General features: G+C 73.4%; 12 protein-coding genes and 1 tRNA gene. 9 read left to right on the top strand and 4 right to left on the bottom strand.

The genetic code is table 11. From position 1 onward, the window contains the following. Positions 1–9 precede the first annotated feature (9 nt). Both RM704_RS29005 and RM704_RS29000 read right to left on the bottom strand, forming a co-directional pair. Complete coding sequence (locus RM704_RS29005; RefSeq protein ID WP_033531219.1) at positions 10–882, bottom strand: spermidine synthase; 873 nt, start codon at positions 880–882, stop codon at positions 10–12. 104 nt (positions 883–986) lie between these two features. After that, a complete protein-coding gene (locus RM704_RS29000; RefSeq protein WP_033531218.1) occupies positions 987–1,361 on the bottom strand; it encodes a hypothetical protein in 375 nt (124 codons plus the stop codon). 258 nt (positions 1,362–1,619) lie between these two features. Here RM704_RS29000 and RM704_RS28995 point away from each other — a divergent pair, with 258 nt between their 5' ends. After that, on the top strand, positions 1,620–3,131 hold the full coding sequence (locus RM704_RS28995; RefSeq protein ID WP_033531217.1) for an NsdA family TPR-like regulatory protein: 1,512 nt from the start codon (positions 1,620–1,622) through the stop codon (positions 3,129–3,131). Positions 3,132–3,180: 49 nt separating this feature from the next. On the opposite strand, the gene RM704_RS28990 is transcribed toward RM704_RS28995, so the two are convergent. After that, positions 3,181–3,777 (bottom strand): histidine phosphatase family protein, encoded by a 597-nt coding sequence (locus tag RM704_RS28990; protein ID WP_033531216.1) that lies wholly within the window; start codon positions 3,775–3,777, stop codon positions 3,181–3,183. Between the two features lie 196 nt (positions 3,778–3,973). On the opposite strand from RM704_RS28990, the gene RM704_RS28985 reads away from it, so the two are divergent. The 7 genes from RM704_RS28985 to RM704_RS28955 all read left to right on the top strand — a co-directional run bounded on the left by RM704_RS28985 (position 3,974) and on the right by RM704_RS28955 (position 10,509). Further along, a complete protein-coding gene (locus RM704_RS28985; protein ID WP_033531215.1) occupies positions 3,974–5,005 on the top strand; it encodes a phosphatase PAP2 family protein in 1,032 nt (343 codons plus the stop codon). Next, positions 4,956–6,164, top strand: a complete 1,209-nt coding sequence (locus tag RM704_RS28980) for a hypothetical protein (RefSeq protein WP_311591360.1) — start codon at positions 4,956–4,958, stop codon at positions 6,162–6,164. Before RM704_RS28985 ends, RM704_RS28980 begins: the two co-directional genes overlap by 50 nt. Continuing rightward, positions 6,155–7,768, top strand: a complete 1,614-nt coding sequence (locus RM704_RS28975) for a hypothetical protein (protein ID WP_033531214.1) — start codon at positions 6,155–6,157, stop codon at positions 7,766–7,768. Before RM704_RS28980 ends, RM704_RS28975 begins: the two co-directional genes overlap by 10 nt. Then, positions 7,765–9,108 (top strand): AAA domain-containing protein, encoded by a 1,344-nt coding sequence (locus RM704_RS28970; RefSeq protein ID WP_033531213.1) that lies wholly within the window; start codon positions 7,765–7,767, stop codon positions 9,106–9,108. Before RM704_RS28975 ends, RM704_RS28970 begins: the two co-directional genes overlap by 4 nt. Positions 9,109–9,296: 188 nt before the next feature. Next, positions 9,297–9,659 (top strand): DUF8844 domain-containing protein, encoded by a 363-nt coding sequence (locus tag RM704_RS28965; RefSeq protein WP_033531212.1) that lies wholly within the window; start codon positions 9,297–9,299, stop codon positions 9,657–9,659. A gap of 123 nt (positions 9,660–9,782) precedes the next feature. Further along, positions 9,783–10,445: a bifunctional DNA primase/polymerase gene (locus RM704_RS28960; protein ID WP_107072424.1), complete on the top strand. Its 663-nt coding sequence runs from the start codon at positions 9,783–9,785 to the stop codon at positions 10,443–10,445. Next, positions 10,436–10,509, top strand: a tRNA-Lys gene (locus tag RM704_RS28955). The genes RM704_RS28960 and RM704_RS28955 overlap by 10 nt, the downstream gene beginning before the upstream one ends. Positions 10,510–10,591: 82 nt before the next feature. Here the strand turns inward: RM704_RS28955 and RM704_RS28950 are convergent. Beyond that, a complete protein-coding gene (locus RM704_RS28950; RefSeq protein WP_033531211.1) occupies positions 10,592–12,037 on the bottom strand; it encodes a M6 family metalloprotease domain-containing protein in 1,446 nt (481 codons plus the stop codon). Between the two features lie 398 nt (positions 12,038–12,435). On the opposite strand from RM704_RS28950, the gene RM704_RS28945 reads away from it, so the two are divergent. Further along, a complete protein-coding gene (locus RM704_RS28945; RefSeq protein WP_078937417.1) occupies positions 12,436–14,391 on the top strand; it encodes a putative bifunctional diguanylate cyclase/phosphodiesterase in 1,956 nt (651 codons plus the stop codon).

Below are 14,391 nucleotides of genomic sequence, written 5' to 3'. Positions count from 1 at the left end.
GCGGTGCTCTCAGCGGAACACCGACGACGGCGGCGCCGGTGAGGCGGTAGCCGCCGCGTCCGTCACCGGCACCGCTCCGCCCGTGAAGTCGGCGAGCGCGCGGCCGTCTTCGACACGGCCGGGGTGCGGGTCGGAGGCGGCGCGGCGGGTCAGTTCGGCGATCGGGAGCGGTTGGTCGGAGGCGACGAGCACCGCGTTGCCGAAACGTTTGCCCCGCAGCACGGTCGGGTCGGCGACCAGCGCCAGTTCGGGGAAGACGACGGCCGCGGTGGCGATCTGGGCGCGCAGATGGGCCAGCGGCGGGCCGTCGGCGAGGTTGGCCGCGTAGCAACCGCCCGGCTTCACCACCCGCCGTACGTCGGTGAGGAACTCCGTCGACGTCAGGTGCGCCGGGGTGCGCGCCGCGCTGAACACGTCCGCGATCACCAGGTCCGCCCACCCGTCGGGCACCTTGGCGAGCCCCTCGCGCGCGTCCGTCGACCGCACCCGTATCCGCGCGTTCGGGTCCAACGGCAGCTCCCGTCTGACGAGTTGGACGAGGGTGGCGTCGCGCTCGACGATCTGCTGGGTGGAGCGGGGGCGGGTGGCGGCGACGTACCGGGCGAGGGTGAAGGCGCCTCCGCCGAGATGCACGGCGTGCACGGGCCGTCCGGGCGGGGCGACCAGATCGATCACATGCCCGAGCCGCCGCTGATACTCGAAGGACAGATACGCCGGATCGTCGAGATCCACGTGCGACTGCGGCGCCCCGTCGACCAGCAACGTCCAGGCCCGGGAGCGCTCCCGATCCGGAAGCAGCTCGGCGAGTCCCCCGTCCACCTGCTCGACCACGGCGTCGGCATCCTGCCCGCGCCGCCCGCGCCCCTTCTTCGACCTGCCCACTCACCCATTATCGGCCCGGCCGGAGACAGTGGCGCCACATCGCCGGCACCCCTGGGGCGACGGCGCGCACCTCACCGAGACCTCACCGGCACCGCACCCGCATATCACCGGCAATTGTCGGCGGCCTCGATCAACCGCGCCGCCTCGCCGAGCGCGGCCCGCAGCACCGTCGGATCGGTCGCGAGGTCCGCCTCCCCCGGCGGCAGCAACCAGCCCGCACCCGGCGCGGGAGCCAGCACGGCCCCCCGGCCGTCGCTCTGCGTGCACGTGCTCCCCGGCACGTCCCACGCGTCCGCGGTACCGGGCGGCACCAGGAACCCGAGCGTGTCGCACGCGTCGTCGTGCAGAACGGGCCCGACCGTCATGACGGGGCCCACCGCGTCGAGGGCGCCCCGGCGGAGGATGTCGACCGCCTCCAGCCCCTGCCGTGCGGGCACGGTCACCAGGTCGCAATCGGATCGGGCTTCGAGGTGCTTCATCCGGGCCTCCCACGCCTACCAGCGCCCTGCCCAACGCGCCGCCCCGTCAACGGCTACGGCGAAACTGCGCCGCAAAGGATGGCAGTTCATGGCAGATCAAGGATGAGATATCCGGTTTGTAGCCAAACCTCGCGTGGGGGCACCGATGGGGCGGGTACGTTCTTGCCCCGCCGGACACAGCGGAACCAACCGTGCACCACGCATACAAGTCCTACTGAATCCGGCATGGTTCGACGGTTCGCGAGAGAGGGCCCGGCCATGACGTCGTCATCGGTGACCTCGTCCCAGTCCCCCCGTCCACAACGGCCGAATCTCGTCTTCAGGCAGCTGCGCGGGCAGCGCTCGCCGGGCGAGTTCGCCGCGGCGGTACGGCGGGCCGCGCGTGAGATCGGCGAGCGGGTGAGCTGTGACGCGCGGTACGTCGGACGGGTCGAGGCGGGCGAGATCCGCTGCCCCAACTACGCGTACGAACGGGTGTTCCTGCATATGTTTCCCGGCCGAACGCTGACCGACCTGGGTTTCGCGCCCCGCGCGGAGGTACGCGGTCGGGGGGCGCGCCCCACCGACGAGGCGCCCTCCCCTCGCAACGAGAGCCGCTCGCACTCCTCATACGGAATGGGGGGTGAGACGGAAGGGGCGTACGAGCCGTATGACACGCAAGAGATGTACGACATGCAGGACCCGCGGGGCGACACGGGCTATGTGCGCGGCCGGCGGGGCACGCACCAGGCGTACCGGAACGACGAGGAGAGCGACGTGCAGCGTCGCGCGTTCATGACCGGAGGTACCGCCGCGATGGCGGCCGCCTCCTTCGGCCCCTTCGCCCTCGGTGGCGCGGCCTCGGCCACGATCCGGCCCGTGCACCGGGCGGGCACGGGCGAGGCGGGGGCCCTCGAAGCGGCCGTGCGCAAGATCCGGCTGCTCGACGACCGCCACGGCGCGGACGGGCTGTACCGCAGGGCCTCGGCGCCGTTGCGGGCCGCGTACGCCCTGCTCGACGCGGGCACCACCCGGCAGACCACCGCCGACCGGCTGTACGCGGGGGCGGGCGAACTGGCCATCTCCGTGGGCTGGCTGGCCCATGACTCGGGGCGGTTCGACGACGCCCGCTCGCACTACGCGGAGGCGCTCGCCACGGCCCGGATGTCCGGGGACCCGGGTCTTGAGGCGCACGCCTTCTGCAACACGGCGTTCCTGGCGCGCGACGCGGGCCGGCCGCGTGAGGCGGTGCGGGCGGCGCAGGCCGCGCAGCGGGTCGCCCGACCTCTGGGATCACCTCGCCTGATGTCCCTGCTGGCGCTGCGGGAGGCGGGCGGCTGGGCGGGGCTCGCCGACCGCACCGGGTGCGAGCAGGCGCTGGCCCGGGCGCACGCCCTGTTCGGGCGGGGCGCCTCCGAGGCCGACCCGGAGTGGATGAGCTTCTACGGGGAGGCCGAGCTGGAGGGCCTGGAGGCGCAGTGCTGGTCCACGCTGGGCGACTGGCCCCGCGCCGCCCGGCACGCGCGCCGGGCGGCCGGTCTGCAGAACCCGCACTTCACCCGGAACATCGCCCTCTACACCGCCGAGCTCGCCGACGACCTCGCGCGCGGGGGGCGTCCCGACGAGGCCGCGGCCGCCGGCATGCGGGTCCTCGACCTCCTCGACGAGGTCCAGTCCTCCCGCGTCCAGCAGATGCTGGCCGGTACGGCACGGGTACTGCTGCCGCACCGGCGGGCGTCGGGGGTGTCGGCGTTCCTGGAACGCCACGCGGGGGTCGCGCGGACGGCCTAGCCGCCGACCCTGGCCGGGGCGCCGCGGTCCCCAGGGGCCGCCGGGTGCGCTAGCCCGCCAGGTGCCCCGTGTCGTTCCAGGACTCGATCGCCGGGTCGCCGTAGGCCCAGCCGAGGACCGACAGGGACGTCGGGTTGAGGCGGACGCGCGCGGCGAAGCCGAGGTCCAGTCCGAGCCAGCGGGCGGCTATGGAGCGCAGCACGTGGCCGTGGGCGAAGACGAGCACGTCGCGCTCGGCGGACCGCGCCCAGGCGACCACCTCGTCCGCGCGCGCGGAGAGCTGCTGCAGGGTCTCGCCCTCGGGGACGCCGTCGCGCCACATCAGCCAGCCCGGCCGGAAGGCCTGGATCTCGGCGGGGGTCAGTCCCTCGTACGCCCCGTAGTCCACCTCCATGAGCGTGTCCCACTCGGTGGCGCGGTCGCCGAAGCCGGCCAGATCGCAGGTCTCACGCGCGCGGGAGAGGGGACTCGTACGGACGTCGACACCGGGCAACCCGTCCAGGGGCGCCCGGTGCAGGCGCTCCCCGAGGAGCTTGGCGCCGCGCCGGCCCTCTTCGAGGAGCGGGATGTCCGTCCTGCCGGTGTGCTTTCCGAGCAGGGACCATTCCGTCTGTCCGTGCCGGGCCAGCAGGATGCGCGGTGCCATGAGCGACCTTTCGGGGGTCCTTCGGCGAGAAGGGAGAAATCGGAGGCGGATGCTTCCATCATCGCTCACGCTGTCGTGGGGCAACCCGACAGGCGATCCCAGCGTCTTGGACATCGTCTTGCTCAAGGGTCACACCAGCACCACACACAGATGAACATCGACGCATCGACGCGCACAGACGGGGGAGGACGTTCGGATGCCGCAGACCGAGGCGACCGAGGCACCGGTTACCAGAAGGACCGGCGCACCGGTTACCGAGGCGACGCCGGTCACGCGGCTCCGCTGGTGGACCGAGCTACCGCTGATCCTGCTGGTGTACGGGGCGTACTCGGCGGGCCGGCTGCTCGCCCGCGGCGACACCTCCCACGCGATCGACCACGGTCTGGCGATCCTGCGGATCGAGAAGGCGTTCCTGCTCAACGCCGAGCATCCGCTGAACCGTCTGTTCACCCGTGAACCCTGGATCGGGATACCCGCCGACTTCTGGTACGCGTCGCTGCACTACCTGGTCACACCCGCGCTCCTGGTATGGCTCTTCAGGTCCCACGCCGTGCGCTACCGCGCGGCCCGCACCTGGCTGCTGACCTCCACCTTCATCGGCCTCATCGGCTTCACCCTGCTGCCCACCTGCCCGCCCCGGCTGCTCGATCCGGCCCACGGCTTCGTCGACACCATGGCCCACTACAGCTCGTGGGGCTGGTGGGGCGGCGAGGCCAGCGCGCCCCGGGGCCTGGGCGGCATGACGAACCAGTACGCGGCGATGCCGAGCCTGCACGTCGGCTGGGCCCTGTGGTGCGGGGTGATCCTGTGGCGGTTCGCGGGCGGCTCACGGCTCGTGCGGACCGCCGCCGTCGCGTACCCGCTGATCACCACGATCGTGGTGATGGGCACCGCGAACCACTACTTCCTCGACGCGGTGGCGGGCGCCGCCGTGATGGGGGCGGGCCTGCTGCTGACCCCGCTGGTGCTGCGGCTCGCGGACCAGTGGCGCAGCTCGCTCGGCCTCGGCACGACGGCCGCGAGCCGGTTCGACGGCGGCGGCCGCCGGCCCGTGGAGGAACTCGCCGCCGCTGCCACGGCCGCCACTCGGGCCTCGGTTTCCCCGATTGTCAGTGCCGAGTGCCAGACTTCCCCGGGTGAGCGAATTCCACGGCAGCGGATCACCGAACTCGAGCCGGGTGCCAGCCCCTCGCAGACAGGGGACGGCGCTGCGGCAGCGGCTCGCTGAGCTGCGCGGACCCGAGGTCCCACCCAAGGCGCTGGACGCGCGCGCCCTCGCCGCGCTCGCGGCCAACCCGGGCTGCGAACGCCGCGCGCTGCTGGACGGCGCGGGTGTGAACAAGGCGGTCCTGGCGGGCGCGCTCGGCTCGCCCTCCGCCTTCGGCCAGTCCCAGTTCGCCTTCATGCGGGGCAACGCCTTCGAGGCCCGGGTCAAGGCGGACGGCGGCGCCGAACTGCTGCGGCTGGTGCACGAGAGACTGGACCCCGGTGCGGAGCCGCCGGCCACGGCCTCGGTCCCCGACCTCGCCGCCGTCGGCCCCGAGGGCCGCGCCGCCCGTACGGCACTGGCGTTGCGCGAGGCCACGGACACCGGCGGCTGGACGCTGCTCGACCACCCCATGCTCGCGCTCGACGTCGCGGGCTCCCCCGCGTTCCTGGAGCCGGACGCGGTGGTGGTCCACCCGGACGGCACCTGGTCGGTCGTCGAGATCAAGTCCTTCCCGATGCTGGACGGTTCGGCGGACCCGGCGAAGGTGGGCGCCGCCGCCCGCCAGTCCGCGGTGTACGTGCTGGCGCTGGAGGAGGTCGCCGCCCGGCTCGGCGGCGAGGCCCGCGGGGGCGCCCCCGCGCCCGAGGTCCGCCACCGGGTGCTCCTGGTCTGCCCCAAGGACTTCACCAACCTCCCGACGGCCGCGGCGGTGGACATCCGCAAGCAACGGGCGGTCACCCGGCGCCAGTTGACCCGGCTGACCCGCATCGAGGAGATCGCGGAGGACCTCCCCGAGGGCACCTGTTTCGCCCCGGACCTGCCCCGGGAGCAGCTGACGACGGCCGTCGAGGCGCTCTCCGCGTCCTACGCCCCCGAGTGCCTCGCCGCCTGCGAGCTCGCCTTCCACTGCCGGGCCCGCTCCCGCACGGAGGGCGCGGTGACGTCCCTGGGCCGGGCCGCCCGCGCGGAGCTGGGCGGTCTCACGACCGTCGACGACGTCCTGGCGGCGGCCCACGGCCGTGCCGGCGACCCGGACGACCCGGCCGTGGCCGCGCTGCGCAGAGCGGCGGAGCTACGGGCGGAGGCGCTGGGAGCCGCCGGGCTCGGCACCGCCGGCGCGCCCCCGGCGGCGGCCACCCTTCCCGGCCCGGCGCCGGAGGGGGTTCCGTGTCGCTGATCACCACCCTCGCCCGTCTCGAAGCCGTCAGCTCGGGCCGCGCCCAGCCCGCCGCCACCGTCCTGCACCGGCATCTGAGCGCCCACCCCCTCGTCCTCGTGCCGCTCACCACCGCCGGTGAGGCCGGGGCGCCGCTCGGCGCGCTCGTCGGCACCGACCGGGACGCGCCCCGCCTGCTGGTGGTGCCCCAGCCCCGCGACCGTGACCTGCGCTTCGCGTTCCTCGCCGAGCTGGCGGACATCGTCCTGCCGTACGTGGACGGCTACGCCGACGTGGTGGAGGCCGCCGAGCGCAACGAGACCGACCCGGAGACCGGCAAACGCGTCAAGGTCGAGGTCGAACTCTGCGCGGACGCCCCGCAGTTGATCCTGCCGAGCCGGACGGGCATCGACTTCGTACGGCTCCTCGGGCGCTCCATGCGGTTCCGGCGCACCGCCGAGCAGGACCCGGAGGCGCCCCATCCGGCACCGCCGCGCGTGCCGTTGCTCGGGCGATGGCTCACGCACTTCGGGGAGCGGGCTCGGGTGCCGGGCTCCTCGCTGCTGCTCGCGCTCACCGACCTGCTGTCGCGGCACTGGGCGACCGGCCAGTCCGGGGTGGAGGACCAGCATCTGGGGTCGCTGCTCGCCTGGATCGACCCGCCGGAGGGGGAGTCGGGCGAGGCGGCGGCGCGGCGGGCCGAGCTGGCGCGGGACGCCGAGGGCCAGCTGCTGTGCCCGCCCGCCGGTCCCGCGACCGATCCGGCGTTCGACAACAAGCTGCTGGCCCCGGCCATCGAGCGGTACGACCGGGCGCGGCTCGCGCTGGCCGCCGCCGAGGACGGCCTGGAGGCCGACGACCGGCTGGGGGCGCTGACCGCCGCCGAGCGGGAGATCCGCGCCCTGGTCGAGAGCCGCACCCGGCCCACCTGGGACGCGGTCTGGCACGGCCTGGATCTGCTGCGCGCCCTGCCGGAGGGCGCCCACGCGGCCGACCGGTGGACCCGCGACCGCTGGTCCTTCACCGGCCACCGGGACCGGATCGCCGCCGGGGAGCCCCCGCAGCCGCGCGTCGACGACGCGGTGACCGCCGCGAACAAGCTGGCCGCGCGCGAGCGTGAACAGGCCCGCCTCGACGCCCAGGAGGCTCTGGACGACCCCCTCGTGATGGCCGGGCGCCGACTGGCCGGGGAGGCGTTCGCCGGCGAGGTCGTGGACGTCGTGATGGCGTACAGCGAGGGCAAGCGCCCCAGCCCGCGGCCGCTGGTCACCGTGCGGACGCGGGACCGGCCGCATCTCGGGGAGCGCGCGAAGGTGTACCGCTCGCTGGGCGGGAAGCCGCAGACGGCGGAGTTCGTGGGGCCCGGGCCGGACGAGGCGCTCGACGAGGGCGAGAGCCTGCTGGTGCTGCGGATCATGGACAAGATGGGGCGGGGCAAGGAGCCGGAGGTGGGGTCCGTGCCCGAGAAGGGGGATCTGCTCTGCTTCACCCTCTTCGAGCACGACCAGCGGGGCGGGGCGAAGCTGCCGGACCCCGAGGAGACACCGTGGACGCACGGCGGGCCGCCGGGTGAGCCCGACGCCGTACCCGTGCCGGACCCGGTGACCGAGGAGGACGTCCTGTGACCGGCACCGAGGCCGTTCTCGACCCCGGGGCGGCGGCCGGCCGCGCCACCGACGCGATCCTGCGCGACACGTTGCACGGGGAGGCGCGCGGCGTCGTCGTCGACTCGCCGCCGGGCGCCGGCAAGTCGACGCTCGTCGTCCGCGCCGCGCTCGAACTCGCTTCGGCCGGGCGCCCGCTGATGGTCATCGCGCAGACGAACGCGCAGGTGGACGATCTGGTGATCCGGCTCGCCGAGAAGAACCCCGAGCTCCCGGTCGGCCGGCTGCACAGCAGTGACAGCGACCCGTACGACAAGGCGCTGGACGCGCTGGGAAACGTACGGAAGTCGACGAAGGCGGCCGATCTGGCCGGGCTGGACGTGGTGATCTCCACGGCGGCGAAGTGGGCGCACGTCAAGGGGGTCGAGCCGTGGCGGCACGCGATCGTCGACGAGGCGTACCAGATGCGGTCGGACGCGCTGCTGGCGGTGGCGGGGCTCTTCGAACGCGCGCTGTTCGTGGGTGACCCGGGGCAGCTGGACCCGTTCGCGATCGTGGGCAGCGAGCAGTGGGCGGGGCTGTCGTACGACCCGTCGGCCTCGGCGGTGACGACGCTGCTGGCGCACAACCCCGAGCTGCCGCAGCACCGGCTGCCGGTGTCGTGGCGGCTCCCGGCGTCGGCGGCGCCGCTGGTCTCCGACGCGTTCTATCCCTTCACCCCCTTCCGCAGCGGCACGGTCCACGGCGACCGGCGGCTCGGGTTCGCGGTGCCGTCGGACGGCTCCGGCCCGGACCGGGTCATCGACGAGGCCGCCGAGTCGGGGTGGGGCCTGCTGGAGCTGCCGGCCCGGCACACCCCCCGCACGGATCCCGAGGCGGTACGGGCTGTCGCGCGGGTCGTACGGCGGCTCCTCGACCGGGGCGGGGCGGCGACCTCGGAGCGGTCCGAGGAGCCCGTGCCGCTGACCGCCGACCGGATCGCCGTCGGCACGGCCCACCGCGACCAGGCGGCTGCCGTGCGCTCCGCGCTGGCCGAGCTGGGGGTCGCGGACGTGGTCGTGGACACGGCGAATCGGCTCCAGGGGCGGGAGTACGACGTCACGGTCGTCCTCCATCCGCTCTCCGGGCGCCCCGACGCGACGGCGTTCCACCTGGAGACCGGGCGCCTGTGCGTCCTCGCCTCCCGGCACCGGCACGCGTGCATCGTGGTGTGCCGGGCGGGCGTGACCGACCTGCTCGACGACCATCCGTCCACCGAGCCGGTCCAGCTGGGGGTGACCGTGAAGTTCCCGGACGGCTGGGAGGCGAACCACGCGGTGCTGGCGACGCTGGCGGAACACCGGGTGGCGTGGGTGCCGTAAGGGCCGGGATCCGTTCGGCGGCAGGCGGGACGGTGCGTTTCGGGGGCGTGGGTGTGTGCGGGGTGGCGTGCGGGGCGCCGGGTGGGTTCGATGCCCACTTGCGCGGTCACGAGAGAATGGACGGTGGCCCTCCCCCCGGGACGCCTCCGGGACCGGCCAACTGAACCGTCGTACGAGGAGGAGAAGACATGGCGGAGCCCACGTCGCGTCGGAACGAACCGCGGCTGCGGCCCGCACCCCTGCTCTTCGAGCCGGCGGAGGCGGCCGGCGACCCCGAGCACTTCTTCGATCTGGAGTCGATCGACGATCCGCGGGCGCTGTTGTCGCGGGCGACGGAGCTGGCGCAGGCGTTCCGGGCGGCGGCGGACCGGGCCGTGGAGTTCCAGGCGATCGCCGCGGCCCAGCTCGCCGACCCCCGGCGTTTCGATCGGCTGACCTCGGCGGACATCGCGGAGCGGGCGGAGTGGACCGAGGACTACGCCAAGAAGATGGTGGAGTTCGGGCGTGATCTGCTGCGGGGGCGGGACGTGAGTGGGCCGGAGTCCCTCTGACCGAGTGCGTGAAACAGCGTTTGGCATATGCCGGGCGGGCAAGATACCCCACTTGCCCAACTCGTGTACCAGTTTCCGGTAACTGCTCGGGGGCGGGCGGTCACGGACGGTAGACCTGGAGGCATGAGCGGTGGAGTGGGCACGGGCAGGTATCCGGAGGACGGGGTCGATGTCGCCGGGGTCACGGCGGAAGGGGCCGCGTGGCTCGCCTCGGCAGGAACGTATCCGCGCAGCACGCTGACGCTGTGGGAGGAACGGCCGACCGCACCGGTGGTGCTGCCGTGCGGCACCGTCTTCGACGTCGTCAGCGTGCCGGCGCTCTTCGGGCGGCGGATGCTCGACCGGTTATGGGCCGAGGGCCCCGGCTCCGGACCGGTCGCCGTCTACCGCGGGCGGGTGCTCCTGTTCGCCTCCCCCGGCACCGCCCACCGACTGCCCACCCTCCTGGAGTGGGAGGAGTGGGGCTCCCCCGGCCGCACCGGCGCGGTCCCACCCCTCCTCTGTCACGGCACGGGCGACGCGGTCACCGTCCCGGCCGTGCTCGCCCCCGAGGACTCCGGCGGAACCGACGGCTCCGCAACCTCCGACACCCCCGGTGTCACCCGGCTCGGATCCCGCTGGCTGGTCGCTCCGGACACCCGGCGACCTTGGCTTCCGGGGCCCGACGTACTGCTCTGGGCGGCCGTGCGCGCGGCCCGGTCGAGCGCCTCCGCGACCGTGCGCGTATCGATTTTTCCTCCCGCCGATCAGGGTGCTAAGGTCTACGACGTCAGCAGGCGCCGCTAGCTCAGTTGGTTAGAGCAGCTGACTCTTAATCAGCGGGTCCGGGGTTCGAGTCCCTGGCGGCGCACGACACGAAAGAAGCCCCTCGCGGAAGCGAGGGGCTTCTTTCGTACGCCGACCCGTCGGCCGCCCCCCCCATCACACCCCCCTCACCGCCCCGTCGTGATCCGCACGGTCCACGCCCCGGACGCCGTACGCCCCTCCACGTCCACCCGCACGGCCTCCCCCGGCACCGTGAAGCTCTCGCCCACGCTCACCGGCGCGTCCGCGAGGGGCGGGTAGACGGACTCGTCCCAGCAGGCCTCGGTGCGCGGGTGGGCGTCGAGGACCTCCATGGGGCCGCCGCCGGACTCGGCCCCGCTGCGGATGCGGTAGATGAGGACGCCCTGCGTACAGACGGCGGCGTCGTTCCCGACCGCACCCCGCGCCTCGATGCCGAGCGCGCTGTCGGGCCCCGTACGGACGACCGCCAGCTTCGTACCCCGGCCCGCACCGAACCCCCGCACCCCGGCCGCGAGCCCGGCAGCGCCGCCGCTCACACCGCCGGCGCCGGCCTCGGTCCCTGCCCCGACGTCCGCACGGGCATCGGCACCGGCACCGGCGCCCCCGACACGCCGCCCCCCGCCGCCCGCGTGGCCCACCTCGCCGTCACCGGTCTCCGCGCCCTCCTCCGACTCCCCCTCGTACGCCCCTCCCGGCCCCGCCCCCACCGCCTCCAGCGTCAGCCGGGTGGTCCCGGCGCCGCGTACGCACGTCACCTGGCGGGGCTCCAGCCAGCCCAGCTTCCACTTGTGCCAGGCGAACAGGTCCGGGGCCAGGGCGAACTGGCTGCCCATGAGGTCCCAGTCGCCGACATGGGTGTCCCAGTCGCCCTTTCCGTCGGTGGGCCGGTGGTAGAGGTCGGGGAGGTCGAACACATGGCCGGTCTCGTGGGCGAGGACGAGACGGTCCGGAGGGTGCCGCTCGAACACGGTGACGACCCGGCGCAGACCGGTGCCGTCGACCTCCAGCGGGGTCTGCAGGTTCACCACCTTCGTGGCGTCCGAGTCGACACCGGGCGCGTGCGGATCGGCCACGAAGTACACGATGTCGAAGCGGGAGAAGTCGACGTGCGGGTCGGCCGTGGCCAGGGCGTCCCTGAGGTAGGCGGCCCGATGCGTCGCGTTCCAGTCACGTCGTATGGCGTACGCCGTCGACGGCTGGGGCATCTCCAGCCACTCGCGGCGGGGATGGGGACGGAGGGCGAACTTGCCGTACGACGCGCGTTCGAAGAACTCGCTGGTGGCCGGAAAGTGATCCGCGGTCAGCTCGGCCGGTGTGGTGAGAGGGGCCGCGTCCGGGAATGACAAGAATACGAGTACGGCGTCGAGGTCGCGGGTGGGGCGTGGATACGCGGAATTCCAGGTGTCGAGACCCTCCGAGTGGTGCGCCTGGGTGCGCCGCAGCGTGCACGGCTCCGAGAGCGGTACGGCGGAGGGAGCCGCGATCAAGGAGGTCGCGGCGAGCGCGGTGAGGGAGGTGAGCATGGCCGCTGTACTGCGCAGTATGGGCGCCCGGTCGCCGAGGAGTTCCTTCCAGGGGAGCGGACGCTGCACGGGGACCTCCGGATGCGGATCTTGGGGACACCGCGTCCAGATTTTCGGAATTCGTAGTACTTTGCCCTGTTTGTCTGCACCAGAAGGGTGAAGGGGCCGCCGATCGACCCCGCCCGCCCGCACCTCCGGGCACAGCCACCGACACCCCGCGCGCTCACGGAACGTCACAAGCGATCCACGGAAAAGGGAAGCCGATCAGCTCGGGGCAGAAACGATCTGTCAGATCTGGTCGTTGTTCAGGGAGACTGGAGAGTGGCTAGAACGCCCTGGGGTCAGCCTCTATGATCGGCACACTTTCCTGCACGGACACGGCTTGAGCGCCCTTACTACCAGGTTCGGCCGCTCCGACGAGACATATGAGATCCGTACGAAAAACGAGTGCACTGCGGGAGCGAACGGTGAGCGGAACGTCCCAAGGGCCGGCGCCCGCGGCAGACCTCGTCCGGCCGGCGATCACAGAGCGTCACGCCAATGCGTCAGTTCAGTCGTCTGAGCCGCCCCAGCCGTCTCAGTCGCCCCAGCCACCCCAGACACCCCCGCGGCCCCCGTCGTCGGAGGAGAGCCCCACGACCCCCGCCGCCTTCTCCCTCGCGCCGCTCGCCATGGCCGTGGTCGACCGGGACGGGCTGGTCGTCACCGCCAACGGGGCGATGGGGGCCCTGCTCGCGACAGGCTCCGAACCGCTCGTCGGGCGGGTCGCCGCCGACCTGGTGGACCTGACCTCGGACACCCGCACCTGGCACGCGTACCGCGAGGTGCTGCGCGGACGGCAGGCCCGGCTGCGCTGTACACGACGACTGAAACAGCCCGACGGGACCTGGCTGTGGGTACAGGTCTCGGTGGCACCGCTGCCCGAGGAGGAGCGGGCGGTCCTCCTCTCGGTCACCGACATCAGCGCGAACCGTCAGCTTCAGGCCAGGCTCCGTCACTTGCAGATGCACGACCCGGTGACCCGCCTCCCCAACCGCACCCTCTTCTTCGAACAGCTCTCCGCCGCCCTCGAACGCGAGGCGTACGACGAGGTCGGCACCGGCCGCATCGGCCTGGTCTATCTGGACCTGGACGGGTTCAAGGCGGTCAACGACACCCTCGGCCACCGCGCCGGCGACCGGCTCCTCACGGCCGTCGCCGAGCGGCTCACCCGCTGCGCCGACGAGGCCGCGCTCCTGCGCACGGCCGGAACGGCGGCCGGGGCGCCGCTGGTGGCCAGACTCGGCGGTGACGAGTTCGCGCTGCTCGTGGAGGACTCGACCGGCACGGAGCAACTCGCCGATCTGGCCGACTCGGTCCTCAAGGCGCTGCAGGCGCCCTTCGACCTGGCCGGTCAGCGGCTGTCCGTCTCCGCCTCGATCGGGGTCGTCGAACGGCAGTCGGCGAGCACGACGGCCACGGGGCTGATGCAGGCCGCCGACACCACGCTGTACTGGGCGAAGGCCGACGGCAGGGCCCGCTGGACGCTGTTCGACCCGGAGCGCAACGCCCACCGGATGACCCGTCAGGCCCTGGCGTCCACGCTGCGGGCGGCCGTCGGGCGGGGCGAGTTCGTCCTGGAGTACCAGCCGCTGGTGGGCATGGCCGAGGGCGAGGTGCGCGGGGTCGAGGCGCTGGTGCGCTGGCATCACCCGCAGTTCGGCCTGTTGACGCCGAATCGGTTCATCTCACTGGCCGAGGAGGACGGCTCGATCGTCCAGCTCGGACGGTGGATTCTGGCCACCGCCTGTCGGCAGGCGCGCCGCTGGCAGACCGACCACCCGGACCGGGCCCCGATCTTCGTCAGTGTGAACGTGGCCGTCCGCCAGGTCTGGGACTCCGACCTGGTCGCCGATGTCGCCGAGATCCTCGCGGAGACCGGTCTCGCCCCGCACCTCCTCCAGCTGGAGCTCACCGAGTCCGCGCTCATGGGCTCGGCCGGACGCCCCCTCCAGGCTCTCAAGGCCCTCAGCGACATGGGCGTCCGCATCGCCATCGACGACTTCGGCACCGGGTACTCCAACCTCGCGTACCTCAGCCGCCTGCCCGTGTCGGTGTTGAAGCTGGACGGGGCGTTCGTACGGGGGTTCCAGTACGAGGACGGGGAGGAGGGCAGGGGTCCCGGCGGGGCCGGGCCCGCTGCCGGTGATGTCGGGGACACGGGGCAGGCCAACCCCGCCGACGAGATCATCGTCGAGGCCCTCGTCCAGCTCGCCCACCGGCTCGGGCTGTCCGTCACGGCGGAGGGGGTGGAGACCGACGCGCAGGCCTCACGGCTGCGCCGGCTCGGCTGCGACACCGGGCAGGGGTGGCTGTACTCCCGCGCGGTGTCGCCGGAGCGGATCGCGGAACTGCTGGGGGCGGCGGCCTGCCCTCAGGCCTGA

The organism is Streptomyces gottesmaniae, assembly GCF_031845845.1.
GTDB classification, from domain to species: Bacteria; Actinomycetota; Actinomycetes; order Streptomycetales; family Streptomycetaceae; genus Streptomyces; species Streptomyces akebiae.
This window is presented reverse-complemented; position numbering and strand designations above follow the sequence as displayed.